Origin of the sequence: Roseomonas fluvialis (assembly GCF_022846615.1) — a bacterium.
In the GTDB taxonomy this organism is placed as follows: domain Bacteria; phylum Pseudomonadota; class Alphaproteobacteria; order Acetobacterales; family Acetobacteraceae; genus Neoroseomonas; species Neoroseomonas fluvialis.
Window position 1 is genome coordinate 383,499 of sequence record NZ_AP025637.1, and the last position, 21,163, is coordinate 404,661.

Below are 21,163 nucleotides of genomic sequence, written 5' to 3' on the forward strand. Positions count from 1 at the left end.
CCGATGGGCGGCTATGCAGTTTGCGCAAAAACGGTGGGGGCAGCGCTCGTTCCGTATGCAGCGCGACGCAGCGTCTCGGATGGGCGTTCGCCGAAGGCATGCCGGTAGGCAACGGCGAAGCGGCCCAGTTCCCAGAAGCCGCAGCCCAACGCGATATCCGTGACGGTCTGATGGAGTGGATCCCCGGCAATGAGCGCCCGGCGCGCCATCCAGAGCCGCCGCGACCGGAGATAGGTCTGCATCGAGCAGCCGAAGCGTTCCTGGAACAGCATGTCGAGCGTGCGGGCCGAGCTGCCGGCGGCACGGCACAGATCCGTCCTGCTGACCGGCACCGTGGCATTGGCCTCGATGAAGTCATCCGCGCGCCGCATGATCGTGTGTCCACGCCGCTGGGCAGCACTGTCGGACACGGCCGTTCCATCGCCGAGCATCGCGAGCACGGCCTCGCTCAACTGCACATCGAGCGCGGCGGCCGCGGTGGGATGCGCGAGCACGTCCGGCGCCTCCCGCGCGATGCGCAGCGCATCGCTCTGCAGCGCGGAGAGCCTGGTGAAGGCGTCGACGGCGGGATGCAGGACAACGGCGTCGCGCAGGAGCGCATCCAGGTCCCGCCCCAGGACAAGCGCCGCGCGGGCCGCCAGCTCCGTGGCCGACATGGAGATGCTGCGCCATCGCGTCAGCCCGCTCGAGTAGTGGATGACCGGCCGCCCACGCTGGTTGACCGTCACGGTCTGGGGCACTTCTTCCCGCCCGTCGACGACCTCGGTCGGTTCGTCCGCACGCTTCAGTCGGAAGTAGATCCGGTCGGGCGCGTAGCAGGCGCGCACGATGCGCCTGAGGTTCTCCTCGCCGGCCGACATGTGGATCTGCGGAAGCCGGACCAGCGTCAAGCAGCTGCGGAACTTTCCCCCTTCGCGGAAGATCGGCCGAACCTGCGCATTCTGGATAGACGCCGCGTGGAGCTCCGGGTCATCGAAGACGAGGTGACGGGAGCGGGCTTGCGTGTCGCAGGCGGTCGAAGCCGCGTTCGCCGGGCGAACGAGATCCTGCGTTGCGAAAGGCATCGACGCGGCTCCACTGTCAGCCAACGGGATTTGAAGGTCGTGGATAAGGACCCGACGACAACGATGATTGGGGCCGGCTCGTCGGCATTCGCATTGACCTGCGTCAAGAATGCCAGGGTTCCGCCAGGGATCCTGCCGCTTTCTTGCATCGAGTTCGCTGCAAGCCTCGCGCAGGGCGGTGAAACTGCCTTTTTCAGAGGCGGTACACCCTGCTCGGCAGGCAGGCGCTCCGGTTGGGCCACGGTCGCCACGAGCAACCATGCGCGCCGCGCCGACTGAACGCCCTCCGATATGGCGTCCGCGACGCTATACCGTTTGCGTTCTGTCTTGCGTCCGCCGCCATTCTCGTGCCGGCAGCCCCGCCGAGCGCCTGAAGGTGCGCACGAAGCCCGGCGGCGTGGCGTAGCCCAGGGCCGTTCCGATCTCCGTGACCGCCATCCGTGTCGTGCCCAGCAGTTGGCACGCCATCTCGTGGCGCGCCTGATCGAGTACGCGACGGAAGCTCGTGCCCTCCCCCTGCAGCCGCCTATTCAACGTGCGCGTGCCGATGCCGAGTTCGGTCGCGATCAGTTCCAGTGTTGGCTAGACCATCGTTACGTGCGCTGTCAGCAGGCGCCGGGTCTGCTCCGCCATGCTGGGCTGGCTCCGCGCCCAGTAGCCCGCGACCTGATTCTGCTGGATCTCTTCGGCAGCACAGGATCGGCGGTCCATACCGGCGCGGCCAAAGTCTCCGCGGAGCGCACCAGCGCGGTCTGCTCGGCATCGAAGACGCAGGGGATGCCGAAGGCCCGGCGGAAGCCGGCATAGACCGGCGCTGCATGGCCGAGACGCACTTCTTCGGGCGTGCTGCCGCAGAGGTCGCGCAGCGCACGCCCGTCGCGCCGTCCACGATGGCCAGCACGCTGCGCAGCGGCAGCGCCGGCTGCGTGCTGGCAATCGCCTCTCCGCCGATCTGCGCCGCTGTGTGCTGCTGCTGGAAGCAGGCGGGGAGGCACGCCACACCTACCTCATGTTCCGGCGGGATTTCGCAAGCGGCCTGTGCGTGGTGGTGCAGGGCACCTCGAACACGACGCTCGACCCCGCCTCTGGCAATGGCCCCGGCAAGGCGACAGCCACCATCAGGTTACGGCCAGCGTCATCCTGACTCGGCCCGGACAAGCGTCGCCGACGGTCGCCCTGCACTCCACGCCCGCCGGCCGGATCGGGTGCTTCCGTGCAGAGCTGGCGGGCCTTATCGCCGCAGGATGCAAGGACGATGCGCCAGCTCAACGCTGGAGGCGCCGTTCGATCTCAGCCACGAGCGCCGCAGCGTCGCGATCGTTGGGATCCATCGCGAGCGCGGCCCTTGCGTGCCGCTGCGCTTCCACGACCCTGCCGCGGTCACGCTCGAAGGTGGCAGCGGCGATCAGGCTCGCGCGATGGCGCGGATGCCGCGATAGCACGGCAAGCGCATCATCCACGCGGCCCTGGCGATGCAGCGCGAGCGCATGGGTATATGCGTAGCGCGGCTGATCCGGCGCCAACCGTGCCGTCGCGTCGAGCATCGTGATCGCCTCGGCGATACGACCGCGCCGCACCTGCAGCAGCGCGAGCGCATAGAGGGGTTCGGGATCTGCCGTATGCGCCGCGACGGCACGACGCAGTAGCGTCTCCGCCGCATCCGCCCGGCCGCGAGCCTCCTCGAAGGCGGCCTGGTTGACCAGTGCCGGCAGGAACGCGGGGTCGCGCGCAAGCGCCGCGCGAAACGCCGCCTCGGCGCCCGCCTGGTCACCGCGCTGCAGGAGCAGCCCGGCGATGTTCACATGGGCCTCGGGCCGTTCCGCCGCGACACGCTCGCTCGCGAGCAGTTCCTCCCAGGCGCGGGCGAAGGCGGGGCGCGCTGCCTCGGGCATGGTGCCGAGCGGTACCGGCGCCAAGGCGCGCGCCGCCTCGATGCGCACCAGGCGCACCTCATCGGCGAGCAGGCGCGTCGCGTGAACCCTGTTCTGTGGCGGCAAGGCATCAAGCGCGCGTAACGCCGCCGCGCGCACCAGGGGTTCGGGGTCGAATAGCGCCCCGCCGACGGCTTCGCCCACCGGGCGGGTCGGCGGGCTGGGCAACAGGGACAGCGCCGTGGCGCGCAGGATGGCCGGGTATGCGCGGTCGAGCGCGAGGCGCGACAGCGCCTGGTCGGCGCCGCGCGCGCCGGTGCGCCCGGCCTGGATCGCCAGCGCCGGATGCGGGCCACCGCGCGGCACCCCATGCCAGGCGGCCAGTTGGGTCGCCGCCCAGTCTTGCGTCGCGCCGGCATGGCAGGACGTGCAGGTATCCGGCGCCCCGACTGCCGCCGCCACATCGGGCCTTGGGATGCTGAAGGCGTGGTCGCGACGGCGATCGACGCCCATGTAGGTCACCGCCGGCATGTGGCAGGACACGCATTGCGTACCCGGCGTGCCCGGCGTGTGGTGATGGTGCGCGGCGGTGTCGAAACGTGCGGGCAGGTGGCATTGCGCGCAGACGGCATTGCCCTCGGCGCGCAGCCGGCCGCTATGCGGGTCGTGGCAGTCGCTGCACGTGACGCCGGCGCGCTGCATGCGGCTTTGCGCGAAGGATCCCCATTCGAAGACCTCGCCCTGGATCTGGCCATCGGCATGGTATTCGCCCTGGCGCAGCAGCATCGGCGCGTGGGTGTCGAGGAAGCGCGCGCCGGGCAGCGGGTCGGCCACGATGGGCCGCGCGCGGGAATGGCATGGCGCGCAGGTCTCGACCTGCGCGGCGGCGGCCTGGCGCGGTGGCCCCTCCCAGCGGGCGATGCCGCGGGGGTCGTCGGCGGCGATGCGCCATGCACCGCCCGAGGCATCGCGCAGCCGGACCGACAGGCCGCGATGCGCCACATCGGCGCGCGCGCCGGCCTGCGCCCAGGCGACATGCGCCGCCCCGGGCCCGTGGCACGATTCGCAGCCGACGCTGACCTCGGTCCAGGTGGTGTCGTAGCGGTCCGTCGTCGCGTCGTAGCCGCGCTCGAGCCCTGTCGAATGGCAGGACGCGCACATGAAGTTCCAGGTCTGGTCCCGCCCGGTCCAATGCAGCGGGTCGCCGGCGCGCAGCGGCGCCTCGGCCATCAGGTGATACCAGCGCTGGCCGCCATCCGCGCGCGGGCGGCTGTCCCAGGCCCAGGGCAGGGGCTGGCGCCGGCCATCGGGGAACTGCACCAGGTATTGCTGCAGCGGGTCGGCGCCGAAGGTCTCGCTCACCGGAAAATCCGCGATCGCGCCGCCCGGGCCGTCGGTGCGGATGACGAAGCGGTCGCCGTCGCGCAGGAAGGTGGCGCTGTGGCGGCCATCGGTCACGGTCTGGCCGGAGAAATCGCCGAGCACCGTGGACGGGGTCGCCGCGGCCATCGCGCGCGCGTGGTCGCTGTCACGCCAGGCAACGGTCTCGGGGGTGTGGCAACTGGCGCAGGTGCCTGATCCCACGAAGCCCGGCCGCGCGCGTTCCCCCGCCACCACAGGTGCGCCGCCAGCGAGCAGCAGGGCGCTCGCCAACGGAACAGCGATCGCGGCGGCAATGCCGAGGCACGCGAGCAGGAGGCGCGGCCAGCCCGCCGGTCGACGGCCGTCCTCAGGCAACATGCGGGTGGCGTTCTGCCGTGGTCATGTTGCCATCAGACCACGCGCGCGCACGGCACGCCCAGCCCGCGCGGAGCGTGCCGCCGAAATCAGCCGAGCGCCCGGGCACTAGAAGCTGAAATTCACCGCGAGGTAGGCGCCGCTCATGGTCATGTCCTGCACCACCGAACTACCGCCCTGGTCATAGGACATGTAGCGCCAGCCGATCTGCACGCCCGCCCAGCCGGACTGGTAGCCGATGCCGGCGAAGGTCTGCCAGGTGAAGTTCGAATCGCCCGCGCCGAGGTCGAGGTAGTAGGGCACGAAGAATCCGGACTCCGCGATGTTGATGCGCCCACGCACGCCCACAATGCCGTTCCAGATGTTGTCGGTGCCGGACAGGCGCCCGGCGCCGCCGAAGGTCGGCCCGGCATTGCCGCGTGGCCCGACCAGCGTGACCGCGGCGTTGTAGTCGGTGGTGGAATCGATGCCGAGGTAGCGGAAGCCTGCCAGCACATCGACATTGCCCCAGGTGCCGGACGCGACCGTGTAGCCGCCGGCGAGCGTCCAGAGCGTTGTCTTGAGGGTCGAGTCGCCGCTGGCGTCCACGCGGCTGGAGATCGGGTCGCGCCCGACATCCAACAGGTTCACGGATTGGACGCGGCTCGATCCCGCACTGGCGCTGACGTACATGATGTCGGTGACGAGCGAGAAGCGGTCGTAGCGGACCGTCCCGGCGAGTGCGAGGGCGCCATTCAGATTAGCGAAATAGTCGTCGGCATTCGCCTTGACGTCCGCGGTCCCGCCGAAATTGCTGGGCACGTTGTAGCGCAGGTTCGCGCTGACCGATGGCAGCCAGACATAGGGCGCGATCTCGAAGCTCCAGCCAGGCCGGAGTCCGGTGTCCTGCGCCGCGGCACCAGAGGAGGCGCCGATGGCGATCAGCGCGGCGGCTGCAGCAAGCTTCCGGGCGGAGAAATTCTTCATGTTCCGTCTCTCTTGTTCGGTCTTCAGCTGTTTTCGCAGGCTAGCGCATCCAGGCGCGGCGGTAGCCGCGCCGCGCCGCACCGGCGAAGGAGACAGGCGTGCGCGGCATGCCGATGATGTCGATGAAGACCGATACCTCCTCACCGGCTTCGGGCATTGTGCCGGACAGGACCTGCACGGTGTAGGCGAGGTTGCCGCCCTCCAGCACCGGATTGCGCAGCACCACCACGACCTGGCGGAGTTCCCCGCCCTCGACGATCGACAGGTCGGCGTTGGGCGGGTCGGACAGGAAGCTGTCGCGGCCCTGGCTCCAGAACGGCACGAAGGCCGCGGTGCGCATGTTGCCAGCGATGCGGTCCGGCCGGTCCGAAAAGAACAACGTGACGGGGCTGACTTCGTGCAGGGTCAGGCGGCTGGCGGTGCGGTCGAAAGTCATGCGGCGGGCGGTCTGCACGAACAGGAAGTCGGCATTGCCCGACGCATCCGCTGCAGCCGGGGCCTGCGCAGCGGCGGGACCGGCTGCGTTCACGAGGGCCGCTGCTGCCGCTGCGGTGATGGCGAGATTGCGACGAGTTGTCATGGAGGCGGACTTTCCGTTGCTGCGGGCTGGGCGCGCGGCGTGGTGCACGCCGGCGCTTCGCGCTGTTGCGTCATTTCGGGAACAGGAAGGCAATCTGGAGGATGGTGCGGGTGACGAGGTTCCAGTCCTCGCTCAGCCGGATCGGTACGACGGGCTGGATGTTGAGCACGTTCTGGATGTGCCCGTTCGGCCCGTAGTTGAAGTTCGTGTCGTTCTGGAAGGGCAGGCTGATCAGGTCGGCGACCGGGTTCTGCGCCGCGCGCGCCAGGTCTGCCATTGCCGACTGCGTGGCGTCGGGGCGGACCTCGGCGCCGGGCGTGGCCTGGGCGGGAGCCGATCCGGCCGCCGCAAATGCCAGGATCGCGACGGCGAAGGCGGCACGCGAGATGGTCATGCCAACGCCCTCCTTCATGCAGTCCGCCGGGCGTCGGCATTCGACGCCCGGCGAGTGCCCTAGTTGCGGCGGGCCGGAGGCGTGGCCGCCGGCGCGGCCGGTGCCGCGCCCGGCGCGGGCCGCTCGGCCGCACGGGCGCGGGCCGCCATTTCCTCGGCGAAGGCGCGCACGGCCTGCGGCGTCACCGAGCCTTCACCCAGGTCCACCACGATGCGGCCGATGCGCCCCGTGAAGGCGAAGGGCACCTGGTAGTCCTGGTCATCCACCCCGGTGCCGGTGTCGAAGCCGACATCGAAGGTCTCGTCCCAGGCGTAGGTGAAGGGCACGCCGCGAGGGATCGCGCGCTGCGCGGCCTGCGTGCCGTTGACCGAGAGCGTGCCGGTGCCGCCATGGCCGAAGGGGATCGGCCCCTGCGGGTTCAGCGCGAAGTCGAAGACGATGGTGTGGCGCCCGGGCGGCAGCGCCGCCGGCGCTTCCCAGCGCACCCGCTCCAGGTTCAGCAGGTTCAGGGTAAAGACCGGCTTGCCGTCCTTCAGATACAGGCCCCAGCCACCGAAGCGGCCGCCCTGCGTGACCAGCACGCCATTGGCACCGGCGGCGGGAACCTCGATCTCCGCCGTGATGCGGTAGGACCGATTGAGGATGTTCGGCGCCGCATTGGCCTGGGTGCAGCAGGACGGGCCGGTGTAGACGAATTGCCGGCGACCGGCGGCGGGACCCGGACGCGGGTCGATCATCCGCGTCAGCGTCGACATGTCGAGCGGATAGACCTGGTTGCGCGTGGCCTCCATCGCGAAGATCTCGCGCATCATGCGCAGCCGGTCGGGGAATTGCGGCGCCACGCTGCGCATCTGCGTGGGGTCCTCCGCCATGTTGTAGAGTTCCCACTGGAGCCCGTTCGCGACGTCGGTCGGGCGCGGCGCCAGGGAGTTCCACGGCGGTGCAGGCGGTGTCGTGTTGGCGAACCAGCCATCATGATAGATGCCCTGGTTGCCCAGGATCTCGAAGTACTGCGTCCGGCGGCGGGACGGCGCATTGGCCGCGGCCGCGGGGAAGGTATAGGCCATCGAGGTGCCGGCCATCGGCCGCTGCGTGATGCCGTTGACGCTCTGCGGCGCCGGGATGCCGGCCGCCTCGAGGATGGTGGGCACGATGTCGACCACGTGGTGGAACTGGGTACGCGTGCCGCCGCGTTCGGCGATGCCGCGCGGCCAAGCCACCGCCATGCCGTTGCGGGTGCCGCCGAAATGCGACGCCACCTGCTTGGTCCAGCGATAAGGCGTGCCAAACGCCCAGGTCCAGCCCACCGCCATGTGGTTGTAGGTCTGGTCGGTGCCCCAGACGTCGTACCAGCGCATCTGCTGTTCGGCGGTCAGCGCCACGCCGTTGAAGTACATCACCTCGTTCGGCGTGCCGTTCAGCGAGCCCTCGGCGCTGCTGCCGTTGTCGCCGCTGATGTAGATGATCAGCGTGTTGTCGCGCTGGCCGAGGCGCTCGACCTCGGCGATGACGCGGCCGATCTCGGCATCGGTGTAGGCCAGGTAGGCCGCGTAGACATTGGCCTGGCGGATGAACAGCCGCTTCTCGACATCCGACAGGCTGTCCCAGCGCGGCACGTCGTCGGGCCAGGGCGTCAGCTGCGCATTCGCCGGGATCACGCCCATGCGCTGCTGGTTGGCGAAGATGCGTTCACGCAGCTTCTCGTAGCCGTCGTTGAACAGGTTCATCGCCTCGATGCGCTGCACCCATTCGCGGGTCGGGTGGTGCGGCGCATGGGTGCCGCCGGGCGCGTAGTGGATGAACCACGGCCGGTTCGGCGCGATCTCGGTCTGGGTGCGGATATAGGTGATGGCGTCGTCGGCCATCGCGGTGATCAGGTTGAAGCCCGGGTTGCCGTTGTAGGGGTGGATCGGCGTGGTGTTGCGGAACAGGTTGCCCGGCTGCCACTGGCTGGTGTCGCCGCCGACGAAGCCGAAGAAGTAGTCGAACCCCATGCCGATTGGCCAGTTGCTGAACGGCCCTGCGGCGGAAGCTTCCCAGGCCGGCACGTTGTGGTTCTTGCCGAACCAGGCGGTGGCGTAGCCGTTCGCCTGAAGGATGGCGCCGATCGTCGCCGTCTCGCGCGGGATGACCGAATTGTAGCCGGGGAAGCCGGTCGACAGCTCGCCGATATTGCCGAAGCCGACCTGGTGGTGGTTGTGCCCGGTCAGCAGCGCGGCACGCGTGGGCGAGCACAGCGCGGTCGTGTGGAAGGTGGTGTAGCGCAGCCCCGCCGCCGCCACGCCATCGAGCGTGGGGGTGGGGATCACGCCGCCAAAGGTGGAGGGGGCTGCGAAGCCGACATCGTCGGTCAGGATCAGCAGTACGTTGGGCGCGTTCTGCGGCGGCATGACCTGCGGTGGCCAGGCCGGCTGACTGTCGATCGCGTTGGGCAGGATCTGGCCGGAGAAGGGCGGCGAAGGTGGCGGCAGTTGCAGCCCCTGGGGCGTGATCACCGCACTGGGCGCGCCGGGCGTGCCACGGATCTCCTGTGCCGCAGCGCCCGCGCCCGTGGCCAGCACCATGGCCGTCGCCGCAAGCAGCGCGAAACCCATCCTCGACGTTACGGCCATGCGTTCGCTCCCAGAAAGCCGCCCCGCGCGGCCTCGCCCTATTAGAACGCTAACACTGTGCACGATCACGCTTGCGTTAAAAGGAAGTCACCGATATCCGAAATGGGCGAATTCGTACCGGGGGTGGGAGTTATCGAAGATTCGTCGCCGCAACGGTCTGCGATGGTAACTCGCCGAACAGCGCGCGGTAGTCCTTGGCGAAGTAGCCGAGGTGCCAGAAGCCGTGCGAGAGCGCGACCGACTTCACGAGGCGCTCTCCGCCATTGCCGGCGCGAAGTGCCCTGCGCGCCAGCACAAGGCGGCGGACCTTGAGGTAGGCGGGCGGGGTCATGCCGACCACCGCGACGAAGGCGTCGTGCAGCTTGCGGCGCGAGACGCCGACCACCGCGCAGAGTTCGTCCCGATAGATCGGGCGGCCGAGGTTGCATCGCAGGTATTCGTCGGCGGCGTGCACCACCCGTGTCGCCTCGCGCTGGGCGCGCCCACGCGGGTCGCTTCCAAGGCCCGGCGCCAGGGCCGTCGCCACCAGTTCCTTCAGCGATGCGGCGAGTCCCACCGCGCAACCGGGCATGGCGAGTACGTCGGGCGCTTCCTGCGCCAGCCGGCCCGCAGCATCGAATGCGCCCGCCAGTTCGCCCATGATCTCGGGCGTCATGTCGAGCACGCCGGGCATGGCGCCGCGATGCCGGCGGCTCTGGAGATCGGCCAGTTCCTCCGCCACGGCGGTCGGCACCGCCAGGGCCCCCCAGACCTGTGGGCCCGGGCAGGCCACGATGAACTCCATGCCGCCGGGCACCAGTATCGCGTTGCGTGCGCCGATCTCCATGCCGTTCGCGGCGGGCATCAGGCCATCGCAGCTCAAGGGCACAATCAGCGCGGACAGTCCGGGCTGGATGGCCGCGCGCGTAACATGCGCCGAATCCGCCGCGTGCTGCACCACGACATCGCCCACCTGCAGCACGCGCAGGGTTGCCTCGAAGGGCTGCCCAGGCACCGGGAGATACTCGACATCCCCGCCGAGCAGCGCGGCGGCGAAGGCATCGTGATCGTGGTATCGACGAACACCGGCCGCCGCCTGGCCGCCAATCGTCTTCAGCATGGACCGTCTCCGTCGATCCGGAATTCCTGGCATTCCGGGTGCGCGAGCATAAGGTGCGACGGCGCCAAAGCGACAGCACGATGGCGCTTCCAGCCATCGACCAGGGCGATGCCAACTGCGCGGAATTAGCGCCCATCACAGCCGCATCGACTGCATTCAGCCCCACGAATGAAGACTCCAAACCCTGCCGCGTCGTGGCGCGGCCAGCATGAGCGCCGGTCCGGTGCGCGGCGGCCAACCTCCGGTTCGGGCATCGCGCCGGCGCTGACCGCAGGGCAGGTGCGGCGACGGACGCTCGCTTGCGTCGCACTGATCTGCTGCGATGCTGCCGGGGCAAGACCCATGCAGTCCCGGGAAGGATTCGCCGTGATCGAGGATCGCCGCATCGAGCTTCAGCCCGGGCTGGTGTTCGACGTCTCCGTGGCCGGGGCAGCCGATTCGCCCCTGGTGCTTCTGCTGCACGGCTTCGCGGTTTCGCGCCATCTCTATGACGCGCAGCTGCCGGCGCTGGCAGCCGCGGGGCTATTGGCGGTTGCGCCCAACCAGCGGGGCTATTCGCCTGGCGCACGCCCCGATCCAGCGCACTTCGCCAACTACGACATCGAGTTGCTGATCAGCGATGCCATGGCCCTGGCAACGGCGATGGGTCACGGCGATCGCCGCTTTCACCTTGTCGGGCATGACTGGGGCGGCAGCCTCGCCTGGGACATTGCCTCCCGTTTTCCCGAACGGCTGGCATCACTGACGATGCTGTCGCGACCGCATCCCGCAGCCTTCGCGAAGGCGTTGCTTGAGGACCCGGAGCAGCCGGAACGCTCGAAGCATCACAAGGCCTTCCAGGACCCTGGTGCCGCTGAGACCCTGCTCGCCAACGACGCCGCGTGGATCCGCGTGCGTCATGCGGCGAATGGTGTGCCGCCGTCGGCGACCGCGAGGCATCTGACGGTCCTGGGCTCTCCGCCGGCCATGGAAGCCGCCCTGGCCTGGTACCGTGCGCGAGGGAAGGTCTATCGCCAGATCGGTCCGGTCCGGGTACCGACCCTATTCATCTGGGGCGATGCAGACGACACCGTCGGGCGCATGGCCGCTGAAGGCACAGCTGAGTTCGTGGCCGCGCCCTACCGCTTCGAGGTGTTGCGGGGCGGCGGTCACTACGCACCCGACCAGATGCCGGACCGGGTGTCCGCGTTGATGATCGAGCACGTCACCAAGCACCCCGCCTGAGCGTCCTGGCGTGCCGGCCTGGCCGCCGAGTGTCGGCGTGCGTGCGTCAGCCGTGGCTTTGTCCGAACCAGCAGTTGGGCATCGCGCGTTGCGTGCTGGCGACGCTACAGCCGCTTTCGTTCGCCTTGGCTCACTGTAACGACCCTAGCCCGTTGTTTTCGCGAGCATCTTCGGCCGACCAGCTGATTCCATCTGGTCGGGATCTGCTCTAACCCCGTGAACCGGTCGGCAGGATTGCCTGCAGCGCGATGTCGCGGTCGGCGTGCAGGTGCGCGCGCATCAGCGTCTCGGCTGCGGCGCCATCCCTGGCCAGGATGGCTTCGATGATCCGCCCGTGTTCCTCAAGCGCGCGTGGGGCGCGACCCTGCCGCAGAGTGATGAGCCCGAAGCGATGAACCTGGTCGCCGAGCTGGCGCATGAAGCGGGCCAGCCGGGCATTCCGCGTAAGCGCGATCACATGCTCATGCAGTCGGACCGATGCGGCATAGGCGTCCTGCAGCCGCCCCGCGGCAAGATGCGCCAACGCATCGGCATGGTCCGCCGTGAGCGTATCGGCATCGGCCGGCGTCAGGTGTTCGGCGGCCAGGCGAGCCGCGAAGCATTCAAGCTGCTCGCGCAGCTGATAGACCTCGATGATGTCCTCGACCGAGGGCTCGGACACCTCGACACCCCGTTGGGGCAGGATGCGTACCAGGCCGGTCGCGGCCAGTTCCCGCAACGCCTCGCGCACCGGCGTCCGGCTGATCTTCAGCTCGTCGGCGAGCTGGTTCTCCGACAGCAGGCTGCCGGGGGGGTAGGTCAGATCCAGGATTCGCTCGCGGATGGTGGCAAGCGCGCGTTCCCGCAGGCTCCGTAGCGGCTTACGCGCGCGCGGCATGGCGGATCCTGCGACGCACGTATCGCCCGGTCGCGACGGCAGCGTCGTCGAGCAGCCCCTCGCGCAGGACGAAGCGGCCCCGCACGAGCGTATGCACGACGCGTCCGGTCAGGTCCCAGCCCTCGTAGATCGAATAGCCGGCCGAGCTTCGCACGCCTTCCCGTGTCACGGTCCAGCGCGCCGCGGGATCCACGATCGCGAAATCCGCGTCCATCCCGGGTGCGATCGCTCCCTTCGCATGCTCAAGGCCCATGGCGTGCGCCGGATTGCTGGCGGTCAACGCCGCGATGCGCGGCAGGCTCAGGCCGCGCTTCGCATGTCCCTCGCTGAGCAGGATCGGCAGCATGGTCTCCATGCCGGGACAGCCGGGCGATGCCGCCCAGATGCCACCGTCCTTCGAGGTGATGTCGCGGTGCACGTGGTCGGTCGCGACGGTGTCGATGCTGCCGTCGAGCAGTCCGCGCCACAGCGCTTCCCGGTCCGAAGGCTCGCGCAGTGGGGGATTGATCTTGCCGATCGCGCCGGCCGGCCAGGTGATGTCGTGCGTCAGGTAGTGCGGACAGGTCTCGACAAAGACGCGGGCGCCGGCGGCGCGCTGGCGCAGCGCGGCATGGAGCGCCTCGGCCGAGGAGGTGTGCACGACATAGAGCGGCGCGCCGGAAATCCGCGCGACATAGGCTGCGCGCTGCACGGCATCGGCTTCGACGAAGGGCGGGCGCGTCGCGTTCCAGCTTGCCAGACCGCCGATGCCTTCCGGATCGTCGCGCATGACGCGTTCGCGCAGCACCCAGGCCATCTCGATCGTCTCTGGGTGCGGGCAGACCATGCCACCATGCGCGGCGGCGGCCTCGCAGAGGCGGAGCAGGAAGCCGTCGTCGATGTCGGGCAGGCCGAGGCGCCTTCCCTCGCCGCCACGGTTGTTCATGAAGATCTTGAAGCTCGGCGCCCCCCAGTCGCGGATGCAGGCCTCGACCTCCGCGAGTTGCGCCTCGGTCGAGATGATCGGGTGGTAGCCGAAGTCGATCCGCGCCCCCGCTTCGGTCACCGCGATCACGTCGCCGAGGAGCGTGCCGAAGGGCTCGGTCGCCATCAGGTAGGGGATGAAGCAGGTGATGCCACCGGCGGCTGCGGCCGCGCTCTCCTGGTCGGCGTCGCCCGGTACGCGCGGGCGCGAGATGTCCTTGCCGTGGCCGAGATGCAGATGCGCGTCGATGGCGCCCGGCAGCACCACGAGGCCGCTGAGCGACACGCGTTCGCGCGCCGCCAGGTCCGTGCTTGGCGCCAGCAGCGCGGCAATGCGGCCATCGGTCACGGCGATGTCGCAGGCCACGGGCTCCGAGGCGCCGGGCAGCACGACGGTCGCGCCGGCCAGGAGCAGGTCGCAGGACATTGCCGTCATCCCGCCGCCGGCAGCGCGTGAAGCGCGGCCAGGCATTCTTCGGTGCTCATGACGTCGGCGTATTTCGATGCCATGTCAAAGAGGTTCACGGCGTGTGAGACGCGGCTGCGGTCGTAGACGGCGTCATGTGGGACGACCACCTTGAAGTTGTACGCGAAGCCGTCGACCACCGAGCCGCGCACGCAGCCGCTGGTGGTGCAGCCGGTCACAACCAGCGTGTCGGCGCCGAGGTCGATCAGGTAGCTCGCGAGCGGGGTGCCGAAGAAGGCGCTGGGGTGCTTCTTCGGCAGCAGGATATCGTTGGGCTGCGGCCGGATCTCCTCGACGAAGTCATAGCCGTTGCGCGCCACCGTCATCAGCGCCGGCACCTTCTCGGCAAGCCGGCCCTGGTCGAAGCTCTCCTTCGGCGCGACGTGCGGGTAGAGCACCGGCCAGCCGCGGGCACGGAACTGCGCGAGCAGCATCTCGATCCGTCCCACCGCCTGCCAGCCCCATTCGCCGCAGGAGGTCGGAAACTCCTTGATGGCGTCCCAGAATGGCATCGGGCGCGTGCCGACGGTGCGGTACTGGACATCGATGACCAGCAGCGCCGGGCGCCGGCCGAGACCCGATGCGCGGCCGAAGCCCGCGGCGCCGTAGGCCCTTTGCTCCTCGGCGGGAATGATGCCGTCCCAGGGTTTCATCTGCGCGCCTCCGTGCTGGTTCGTTGCGACTGTCATCGTTGATCCTTCTGCCACACAACTGGGATCCCAGTCTATTGACACCGTCGGTCGCCGCCGCTGATATGCATCCCTGCGTCCCGTCGTCGGGTGGTGCCGGCTTTCCTTGCCGGGGCCGTGCATCCCGGGCCGCCGTGACGAGTGGGCAGGTGACCGTGATCGATGTCCGCGGGCGCGATGCGGGGACCGGGCCAGGTCGGATGCTGACGCGCGCCGCGCCGCAGCGATATCGGAGGAGGACATCCCATGAGGACACTGCTCTCGCGGCGCGCCGTGCTCGGCGCCGGCGCTACCGTGGCGATCGCTGCCCCCGCGCTAGCCTTCCCGGATCAGCCCGTGCGCATCGTGGTGCCGTGGAATGCGGGGGGCGCGACCGATGTCATCTCGCGCGCCCTGGCCACTGCCATGGCACAGCCTCTGGGGCAGCCGGTGGTGGTGGACAACCGGCCCGGCGCGAATGGCGCAGTCGGCGCGCAGTTCGTCGCCAGCGCGCGTCCGGACGGGCACACGCTCTTTGTCGCGAGCGCCGAAACGCATTCGGTGAATCCGCTGGTCTACTCGCGCCTCGCCTACGATCCGGTCGCCGGGTTCGAACCGATTACGGTCTTCGCCAGCGGGCCCTTCGCCCTGGTGGTCCGCTCGGGGCTCGGCGCGGATACGCTCGATGCCTTCATCCGCCTGGCGCGTAGCCGCCCTGGGCAGCTCACCTACGCCTCCTGGGGTATCGGCTCGACTTCGCAGCTTGCTGCGGCCAGCGTGATCCAGAACGCTGGGCTCGATCTGTTGCACGTGCCCTTCACCGGGGCTGCCCCGGCCTATACGGCGCTCGTGGCGGCGCAGGTAGATGCCATGTTCATGAACGCCGGGCCAGCCGAAGGGCTGGCGCGCGATGGTCGTGTGAAGATCCTCGGCATCGGGTCCCCGGAGCGCGTGCCGCTGCTGCCCGCGGTGCCGACGCTGCGCGAACTCGGCATGCCGCTCGATGCGGCGAACTGGTTCGCGCTGCTCAGCCCGGCGCGCACGCCACAGGACGTCGTGTCGCGGGTCGCGACGGTCGCGGCCGAAGCCTTGCGCACGCCTGCCGTGCAGGAGGTGTTCCGCGCCCAGGGGATCCTGCCCGTCGGCTTGCCGCCCGTGGAGACTCGCGCCTTCATTGCCGCAGACCGTGAACGTCTCGCCCCGATTGTGCGCAGCCTGAACATTCGCCTGGACTAGGCAGCGTCGGCTGGGCCGTGGGCGGGGAGTACGGGCGGGTCCGGTCTGGATGGGGTGCCTGGCCCGTGGCCCGGTCGGGACGTACAGTCGCGTTCTCGTTCCCGGGACCCGGAGAGCGTCGTTCCTTGGTTCCCACCGCTAACGTGGTGGGTTCCGGGGACTGAAGCCTCTGGCAGCCAAGAGTGCCGTGACTGCGCGTCTCCGGCCCGTTCCGTCCGTTAGGGCACCGAAGGCGACGGGAAGTCGCTGAGAACCGTCTGGATCGCGTGAGCGAGTTCAGCAATCACATAGGGTTTCTCGAGCGTCACCGAACCTGGCCGTGGCGCGACGACGCTACAGGTCTCGCCGCTCACGAAAACATGCGGCACGAAACCGGCGAGGGAGATCTGCTGTACCGCAGCGACACCGCTGCCGTCGCGCAAGCGCTTGTCGACGATCATCAGGTCAGGCCGCACGCACCGCACCGCGACGAGCGCCTGGGCGACGCTTCCCACGGTTGCCAGCACGCCGTGGCCGAGATCGGCCACAATCCTTGCGAGAAGCATCGCAAGGATCGGTTCGTCCTCGAGAATCAGCACGCGGTTCGCAGTGAGCACCGTGGGGTCCTCGATCCGTGACTATGCTGTGCCTGCCGAATGTCGTTGCTCCTGGTGCACGGCGGAAGGATCGGAAACTACGCAGAACCGCCGGATCGCGTGTCCAGGCCGATTGAATCAACGCAATCCGCGCGATGTGCTAAGACCAAGAACCTCCTGATCTTCGCCGCACGCCACGGGAGACGATCGGGGATATGCCTGGGCATGAGCGATCCGTTGGCATCCCGGACCCCGGCTCACTGCGTGCACGTGCGCGACTTCAACGTCGTGGGGATCGGTGCGTCCGCGGGTGGGCTTGAAGCCTGTCGCGCCCTCATGGATGCGCTGCCGGCCGCGACCGGCATGGCCTTCATCCTGGTCCAGCATCTCGACCCGACGCACCAAAGCATGATGGTTGATCTACTCGCGCAGCACACCGCCATGCCGGTGCTCCAGGCAACCGACGGCATGCGGATCGAACGGGATCACCTCTATCTCATCCCGCCGGGTACCTACTTGTCCGTTGGTGACGGCACCCTGCATCTCTTGCCGCCGCAGGCGCGACACGGCGCGCGGCTGCCCTTCGACTTCCTGCTGCACTCCCTGGCGACCGAATTTGGACCTCGCGCCGTTGGCGTGATCCTGTCCGGCACCGGGGCGGACGGCACGCTGGGCGCAGAGTCGGTGCGCGCGGCGGGTGGCATGGTCATCGCCCAGGATCCGATCGAGGCGACCTTCGACGGCATGCCTCGCGCTGCGATCGCCGCGGGTGTCGTGGATGAAATCCTGCCGGTGGCGGAGATCCCTGCAGCCCTCTCACGCCCACGCGCCAGGTCGTCTCTGCCCAAGACGAGCCGCAACCGTCTGCCCGACGTCATTCGGCTGTTAGCAGCGCGGACCGGGCACGACTTTGCGCTGCACAAGCCGGGCACGCTCCGCCGACGCATCGAGCGCCGCATGACCATGCGGGCGATGGACCGAACGGCTGTCGATCGCTACCTCGATATCCTCCGACGCGACGCCGAGGAACTCGACGCACTCGCGAAGGACCTGCACATCCACGTCACCAGCTTCTTCCGTGACCCGAAGGCCTTCGAGGCACTGGCGGAAACGGTTCTCCCGGACCTGGTGCGCGACAGGCAGCCGGACCAGCCGCTGCGCATCTGGATCGCCGGGTGCAGCACCGGCGAGGAAGTCTATTCGCTGGCCATGCTGCTGCTCGAACAGATCAGCGCCGCGGGCGCCCACGCGCGGCTGCAGGTCTTCGCGTCCGACATCGATGCCGATGCGATCGCGACCGCACGGGAGGGTATCTATCCGGCGTCCATCGCGGACGCCGTATCGCCGGAACGACTCGCGCGCTTCTTCACGAAGGAGGATCGCGGATACCGGGTGGTGCCGGAGTTGCGCGGGATGGTCGTTTTCGCTGTCCAGGACATACTGGCGGACCCGCCCTTCTCGCGACTCGACCTGGTGTCCTGCCGGAACGTCCTCATCTACCTCGGCCTCGAGGCGCAGGCGCGCATCATCGGCCTGTTCCACTTCGCGCTGCGGCCTGGCGGCGTTCTGATGCTCGGCAGCGCGGAGACCGTAGGAAGCGCCGACGACAGCTTCACGCCCGTCGCGGGCAGCGAGCGGATCTATCGTCGCGTAGGCCGCAGCCGGTCCAACGCGGTTCGTGCAGCGGTCAGCACCGGGGATAGCGCCCGCGCGCCGCCGCGTGCGGGTCTCGCCGTCGCAACCACGCGATCCTCGGCCCTGGCGGAGCTGTGTCGCCAGTTGGTCATCGACGCCTTCGCGCCGGCCGCCATCCTGGTCGATCGCAACAACGCGTGCGTCTATTCCTTGGGGCCGACCGAACGCTACCTGAGGTTGCCATCGGGACATCCGACGCACGACCTTCTGGCGTTGGCCCCGCCGACGGTCCGCGCGCGTCTGCAGACCGCGATACACAAGGCGATCGAGGCCGGAGCCCGCGTGAGTCTTCCCGCCAGCCGCAGGCTGACCGGCGGCGAGCGGCGGCGCTTCACGATCGAGGTCCAGCCGGTCGTGCATGCGGGGGAGACGTACTTCCTTATTTGCTTCGTCGAGGCGGCCGCCTTGCCGGCTGCCAGTCGCCGAGCTGCGGCCGGCGACGCCCCGCGCGTTGACGAGCTTGAAAAGGAGCTCGACACGACACGCCACGAACTGCACGGGGCGATACGCAGACTCGAGATCGCCGCGGACGACCAGAGAACGGTCCACGACGAGGCACTGTCGATCAACGAGGAATACCAGTCCGCCAATGAGGAGCTGCTGACCTCGAAGGAGGAGCTGCAATCGCTCAACGAGGAGCTGACAGCGCTCAACAGCCAGCTCCAGGAGACGCTGGAACGGCAGCGCACCACTTCGGACGACCTGCAGAACGTGTTGTACAGTACGGATGTGGCGACGGTGTTCCTTGATCCCGACCTGCACATCCGGTTCTTCACGCCAGCGACGGAGGCGCTATTCCACGTCATCGCGGGCGATATAGGACGGCCCCTGGCGGATCTGCGCTCCTTGTCCTCCGACGAGACGCTGCTGTCCGATGCCGGTGCGGTGCTCAAGTCGGCGGTGGTGGGGGACCGCGAGATCGAGGTTCCGGGGGTCGGTTGGTATCTGCGCCGGATCCTGCCCTATCGTACCCATGGCAATCGGGTGGCGGGCGTCGTCATCACCTTCACGGACGTCACCGACCGCAGGCACGTGACGTCCGCGCTCGAGGCCGCCAAGCACGAGGCCGAGCAGGCCAACATCACCAAGTCGCGCTTCCTGGCTGCTGCAAGCCACGACCTCCGCCAGCCGCTCCAGACACTGGTGCTGCTGCAGGGCCTGCTGGCCAAGACAGTGCAAAGCGGTCCGGGGCAGGAGCTCGTGTCACTGCTCGATCCGACCCTTGGCGCCATGTCGGGCATGCTGAACACCTTGCTCGACATCAACCAGATCGAGACGGGTACCGTTGCCAGCCAGGTGGACAACGTTGTGCTCGACGACATCCTGGTCAGGCTGCAGGAGGAGTTCACCCACCACGCGCGAGCGCAGGGGATCGCCTTTCGCGTCGTGCCGTGCGGGCTGGTGGTCAGGACCGATGCGCGACTGCTCGAACAAATGCTCCGGAACCTGCTGTCGAACGCCTTCAAGTACACGCGACAGGGGAAGGTGCTGGTCGGCTGCCGACGGCACGCCGGTTCGCTGCGCATCGAGGTCCGGGATACCGGGATCGGCATCGCGCCCGATGCGCTGCACTCCATCTTCGATGAGTATCACCAGGTCGATAATGCCGCGCGTCAACGAAGCCGCGGGCTCGGGCTCGGCCTGTCGATCGTCCGCCGGCTGGGACTGATCCTCGGCCATGCCGTGGAGGTAAGCTCCAGGGCGGGCCAGGGCTCCGTATTCAGCATCGAGGTGGCGCGCGCCGCCGGACCTGTCGTGCGTCCCAAGGCCACGGCGGCCGCGCCTGCCGGTGATGTCGGCAGGCAGCATCGTCAGGGCGTGATCCTGCTGGCGGAGGACGACCCCGAAGTGCGCTACGTGCTGTCCAGGGCCTTGGAAGGCGAGGGCCATCGCGTGATCGCGGCCGCCGATGGCACGTCGGCGCTCGCGCTCGTGGCAAGCGGCGGCCTGCGGCCGGACATCATCCTTGCCGACTACAATCTTCCGGGCGGGATGGACGGCCTGCAACTGGCCGCGACGCTGCGGCAGAGACTGAACCACACCATCCCGCTCATCATCCTGACCGGCGACATATCGACCGAGACGTTGCGGGAGATCGCGCTGCTGGGATGCGATCGCCTGCACAAGCCAGCGAAGCTGCCGGAGTTGACAGCGACGATCCAGCGGCTGCTCGAGGCGAATCCTGCGCATGTGATGCCCGCCGGCACGTCAGCCGACGAGACACCGACCGTTCACGTCATCGATGACGACAGGCGCGTCCGCGACGCCATCAAGGAGGTGCTCGAGGACGCCGGAATGACCGTCGCGGAGTATGGCGACGGTCCAGCGTTTCTGGCGGCATATCGGTCCGGTGGACTCGGCTGCGTGCTGATCGATGCCAACCTTCCTGGTATGGTTGGCCTCGAGGTGTTGGCCAGGTTCAGGGCGGCGGGCCACCGTCTGCCGGGCATCGTGATCACGGGGCATGGCGATGTCCGGATGGCGGTCGCGGCCATGAAGGCGGGCGCGACTGACTTCGTCGAGAAGCCGGTCAGCCGGGAGGACCTGCTGGCAAGTATCGGCAGGGCCCTCGAGCTGGCGCGGGACGCCAGGACGCGCCAGGCGTGGCGCGATCGCGCCGCTGGTCTGCTGGCAACACTGACGGCACGGCAACGCGAGGTACTCGATGCCGTGCTCGCGGGGCAGCCCAGCAAGAACATCGCGACCGATCTCGGCATCAGCCAGCGCACCGTCGAGAGCCATCGCGCCGCAATCATGCAGAAGACCGGTGCGACGTCCCTTCCGGCTCTCGCTCGATTGGCCCAGGCGGCGATCGCGGAACCCTGACCTGGTGGTGAATGCGACGGTCATGTGCCGGCCGCAGGGCGCATCGACCGCCTCTCGCATGCCGCTGCCGTGCCCTTGTCGCGTCTCGACTGGGGAGTGACGCTCAAGCGCAGCCCGTGCCTAGGTAGTTTCCGAGCCTGTCGGCGTGGCGTCGCTACCGATAGTTCTGGCCTGGGTGGAGGTGCACCGTGGCCGCCATGCGTCGTCGTGGACGCTCCCGCGGTGGGCCGCGCACCCATGCCGACCGCCAGCGCGGCGACGTCACCGCGATTTGCGCGATCGGTTCATGAGTCGTGCGGTGGGCACGCGA

The 21,163-nt window shown here is 68.9% G+C and carries 17 protein-coding genes; 4 read left to right on the top strand and 13 right to left on the bottom strand.

What is annotated here, in order from left to right; translation table 11 throughout:
• Positions 1-11 precede the first annotated feature (11 nt).
• From MWM08_RS01900 to MWM08_RS26480, 3 genes are all read right to left on the bottom strand, one after another.
• Positions 12-1,064, bottom strand: a complete 1,053-nt coding sequence (locus MWM08_RS01900; protein WP_244457782.1) for a helix-turn-helix domain-containing protein — start codon at positions 1,062-1,064, stop codon at positions 12-14.
• Positions 1,065-1,370: 306 nt separating this feature from the next.
• On the bottom strand, positions 1,371-1,640 hold the full coding sequence (locus tag MWM08_RS26475; RefSeq protein WP_423816061.1) for a helix-turn-helix domain-containing protein: 270 nt from the start codon (positions 1,638-1,640) through the stop codon (positions 1,371-1,373).
• 29 nt (positions 1,641-1,669) lie between these two features.
• Complete coding sequence (locus tag MWM08_RS26480; RefSeq protein ID WP_423816005.1) at positions 1,670-2,059, bottom strand: AraC family transcriptional regulator ligand-binding domain-containing protein; 390 nt, start codon at positions 2,057-2,059, stop codon at positions 1,670-1,672.
• Here MWM08_RS26480 and MWM08_RS01905 point away from each other — a divergent pair.
• Positions 2,029-2,208: a hypothetical protein gene (locus MWM08_RS01905; RefSeq protein WP_244457783.1), complete on the top strand. Its 180-nt coding sequence runs from the start codon at positions 2,029-2,031 to the stop codon at positions 2,206-2,208. The genes MWM08_RS26480 and MWM08_RS01905 overlap by 31 nt on opposite strands.
• Before the next feature lie 121 nt (positions 2,209-2,329).
• On the opposite strand, the gene MWM08_RS01910 is transcribed toward MWM08_RS01905, so the two are convergent.
• From MWM08_RS01910 to MWM08_RS01935, 6 genes are all read right to left on the bottom strand, one after another.
• On the bottom strand, positions 2,330-4,675 hold the full coding sequence (locus tag MWM08_RS01910) for a tetratricopeptide repeat protein (protein ID WP_244457784.1): 2,346 nt from the start codon (positions 4,673-4,675) through the stop codon (positions 2,330-2,332).
• 105 nt (positions 4,676-4,780) lie between these two features.
• Complete coding sequence (locus MWM08_RS01915) at positions 4,781-5,638, bottom strand: hypothetical protein (RefSeq protein ID WP_244457785.1); 858 nt, start codon at positions 5,636-5,638, stop codon at positions 4,781-4,783.
• Between the two features lie 40 nt (positions 5,639-5,678).
• On the bottom strand, positions 5,679-6,218 hold the full coding sequence (locus tag MWM08_RS01920; RefSeq protein ID WP_244457786.1) for a hypothetical protein: 540 nt from the start codon (positions 6,216-6,218) through the stop codon (positions 5,679-5,681).
• A 70-nt stretch (positions 6,219-6,288) separates the two neighbouring features.
• Positions 6,289-6,612 (bottom strand): hypothetical protein, encoded by a 324-nt coding sequence (locus MWM08_RS01925; RefSeq protein ID WP_244457787.1) that lies wholly within the window; start codon positions 6,610-6,612, stop codon positions 6,289-6,291.
• Between the two features lie 59 nt (positions 6,613-6,671).
• On the bottom strand, positions 6,672-9,206 hold the full coding sequence (locus tag MWM08_RS01930; RefSeq protein WP_244457788.1) for an arylsulfatase: 2,535 nt from the start codon (positions 9,204-9,206) through the stop codon (positions 6,672-6,674).
• A gap of 148 nt (positions 9,207-9,354) precedes the next feature.
• Complete coding sequence (locus tag MWM08_RS01935) at positions 9,355-10,323, bottom strand: helix-turn-helix domain-containing protein (protein ID WP_244457789.1); 969 nt, start codon at positions 10,321-10,323, stop codon at positions 9,355-9,357.
• A 366-nt stretch (positions 10,324-10,689) separates the two neighbouring features.
• Here MWM08_RS01935 and MWM08_RS01940 point away from each other — a divergent pair, with 366 nt between their 5' ends.
• Positions 10,690-11,547: an alpha/beta fold hydrolase gene (locus MWM08_RS01940; protein ID WP_244457790.1), complete on the top strand. Its 858-nt coding sequence runs from the start codon at positions 10,690-10,692 to the stop codon at positions 11,545-11,547.
• Positions 11,548-11,755: 208 nt separating this feature from the next.
• Here MWM08_RS01940 and MWM08_RS01945 read toward each other — a convergent pair whose 3' ends face one another.
• Genes MWM08_RS01945 through MWM08_RS01955 form a run of 3 tightly spaced genes read right to left on the bottom strand, consistent with a single transcriptional unit; the run spans position 11,756 to position 14,506 of the window.
• Positions 11,756-12,424: a GntR family transcriptional regulator gene (locus MWM08_RS01945; protein ID WP_244457791.1), complete on the bottom strand. Its 669-nt coding sequence runs from the start codon at positions 12,422-12,424 to the stop codon at positions 11,756-11,758.
• Entirely contained in the window at positions 12,408-13,814 is a 1,407-nt protein-coding gene (locus tag MWM08_RS01950; protein WP_244457792.1) for a dihydroorotase, read from the bottom strand. The genes MWM08_RS01945 and MWM08_RS01950 overlap by 17 nt, the downstream gene beginning before the upstream one ends.
• Positions 13,815-13,819: 5 nt before the next feature.
• Positions 13,820-14,506, bottom strand: coding sequence for an isochorismatase family protein (locus MWM08_RS01955; RefSeq protein WP_244457793.1), 687 nt, complete (start codon positions 14,504-14,506; stop codon positions 13,820-13,822).
• A gap of 372 nt (positions 14,507-14,878) precedes the next feature.
• On the opposite strand from MWM08_RS01955, the gene MWM08_RS01960 reads away from it, so the two are divergent.
• Positions 14,879-15,757, top strand: coding sequence for a Bug family tripartite tricarboxylate transporter substrate binding protein (locus MWM08_RS01960; RefSeq protein ID WP_244457794.1), 879 nt, complete (start codon positions 14,879-14,881; stop codon positions 15,755-15,757).
• A 218-nt stretch (positions 15,758-15,975) separates the two neighbouring features.
• On the opposite strand, the gene MWM08_RS01965 is transcribed toward MWM08_RS01960, so the two are convergent.
• Positions 15,976-16,353, bottom strand: a complete 378-nt coding sequence (locus tag MWM08_RS01965; protein WP_244457795.1) for a response regulator — start codon at positions 16,351-16,353, stop codon at positions 15,976-15,978.
• Between the two features lie 204 nt (positions 16,354-16,557).
• On the opposite strand from MWM08_RS01965, the gene MWM08_RS01970 reads away from it, so the two are divergent.
• Positions 16,558-20,853 carry a chemotaxis protein CheB gene (locus MWM08_RS01970; RefSeq protein ID WP_244457796.1) on the top strand — a complete coding sequence of 1,432 codons (4,296 nt, stop codon included), beginning with the start codon at positions 16,558-16,560 and terminating at the stop codon, positions 20,851-20,853.
• Positions 20,854-21,163 lie beyond the last annotated feature (310 nt).